Origin of the sequence: Prosthecobacter algae (assembly GCF_039542385.1) — a bacterium.
GTDB lineage: Bacteria > Verrucomicrobiota > Verrucomicrobiia > Verrucomicrobiales > Verrucomicrobiaceae > Prosthecobacter > Prosthecobacter algae.
In genome coordinates this window covers 1-2,096 of sequence record NZ_BAABIA010000025.1, presented here as the reverse complement: position 1 = coordinate 2,096, position 2,096 = coordinate 1, and the positions used below count along the sequence as shown (strand labels likewise).

General features: G+C 61.6%; 1 protein-coding gene. It reads left to right on the top strand.

Annotated elements, in window-relative coordinates:
* The first annotated feature begins 861 nt into the window (after positions 1–861).
* Entirely contained in the window at positions 862–1,692 is an 831-nt protein-coding gene (locus ABEB25_RS24410) for a hypothetical protein (RefSeq protein WP_345739075.1), read from the top strand.
* Positions 1,693–2,096 lie beyond the last annotated feature (404 nt).

Genomic DNA, 2,096 nt, shown 5'->3' with positions numbered 1-2,096 from the left:
CCCACGCCCTGGCGGGCGCAGCTACACCCCGTAGCTGCCCGCGCCAGCGGGTGGGCCTCGCCGCAGCCGCAAAGCGTCTTGCCACCCCCGTAGCTGCCCGCGCCAGCGGGTGGCCCTCGCCGCAGCCACGAAGTGTCCTGGACTGCGCCAGTCCTCTGGCGCTTTCGAAAGCTCACCCGCCCTCGCCCCCCTTTGTCACACATCTTGTTAATCCTGAAATCTTGTGAATCCTGTCCAAAAAGGCCCCCATTCCATCGCCAAACCCGCGTCCACCCCAAACACCCAAACCACGGGACTTGGCAAGTCCCGCTCCTTGGGCTGGCCATCGCGACCCCAGAGCTTGTCGAAAGTTCACTCGCCTTCGCAGCCCCCAATCCCCACGCCCTGGCGGGCGCAGCTACACCCCGTAGCTGCCCGCGCCAGCGGGTGGCGGGCCCCGAAAGGTCTCAACCCTCCCCCCAATCCCCACGCCCTGGCGGGCGCAGCTACACCCCGTAGCTGCCCGCGCCAGCGGGTGGCCCCCGCAGCCGCGAAGCGTCTTGCCTCCGCCGTAGCTGCCCGCGCCAGCGGGTGGCAGGCCCCGAAGCTCACCCGCCCACATCCACCCCATTGCCACACATCTTGTTAATCCTGAAATCATGCCAATCCTGTCTAGAAATCCCCGCCCCCCAAATCATCCACCGGGTATAATGCACACAACACGCCTTTGAAACAGGCATCATGCACGATGATGTTAACGACGCTGTTATTTTGAATAACAAATAGTTAGGTCTAAGCCTTTAAACGGCGTGATCCAGGCCTTGAATCATGGTTTAAAGATTGACGGATGGAATCGCGAATGCACGATATGAAGTGCCTGCGATGTCTGGCTCCCCCCCCATCATGACTCTTACGGCTGTCGCAAAATCGGTTCTCTTGCTGGTCACCCTGGCCCTCCCATCTCTCGCGCAGGCCGAGCCGGGCTGCATGGCGAATATCAATCTGGCCCTGACCCTGAGCTCCACCACGCCAGGCACTTTCGAAAGGGGACCGAACGGCGAATACATCCTCGATGGCAACAAGAAGCGGATTCCGGCCTCCTATTATTTCTACACAACGACCAATGGCCTCACCGGTTACGAAGAGCGATTCGTCAAGGCCGCGACGAGGAAGTATGGAATGCGGGAGCTGCTGGAAGACCTGCGGGAAAAGGGTGTCTTTCCAGCCGGGGAGACCTCCATCAAAGGCTGGTCGCTGAAACTGGTGAACACCGCTGACCGTGAAGACTTTCACACCTACCTTTACAAGACCGGCCACACCCCCGTGAAGGTGACGGATGTACTGTCCGTGGAAATCGTGACCAGTTTCCTGACAGGGAAAACCAATGCCAAGGCGATCTATGCCGCCCCCAAAGGCCCCCTGAAGTCTGCCACAATGACAGGAACACTCAATTTCAAGGGCACGGTGAACCTCAGCCTGGGCGGTGAAACCCTGGGCTTTGGCGTCAACATGCAAGGCATGGGCACCGGCACGGCCAAGCCCAAATTACTGCCGGGAAACATTGAGACGATCACGCTGGTGAGTGTGAAAACCACCGGCCTTCATGGCGAGTTTGGCGGACCGGGGTCCGAAAACTTTGCCGAGGGCACCTTCTCCGCCACGGCCCCCGTCTTGGTCGAAGATCTGGCCGCGACCTTCCCCGATTTCTTCTGAAGCCTCCCGCATGGCGGGCTAGCTAAATCAAGCAGCCGCCTACACCCGCAAGTGCTGCGGGCAAAGGCTCTCACAGCCTCGAGCCTCCCCAACGCCCCGCAAGAATCAAGAGTGGGTCCATCACTCTCCCGAATAGCAGGCTGCGAGCGCTCGAACTACCCCCACGCCCCCAAGGAGCGAGACTTGCCAAGTCCCGCCTTTTTGAACCTGCGTACTCCCCTCCCCCACCGTCCGCCCCAACCCCCCCGAGAGGAGCGCGGACACTCTTGTCCGCATCCTAAAACACCGGACGCGAAGCGTCCCACTACCCCCCCGTAGCTGCCCGCGCCAGCGGGTGGCCGACCCCGAAAGGTCTCAACCCTCCCCCCCAATCCCCACGCCCTGGCGGGGGGGGGTACACCCCG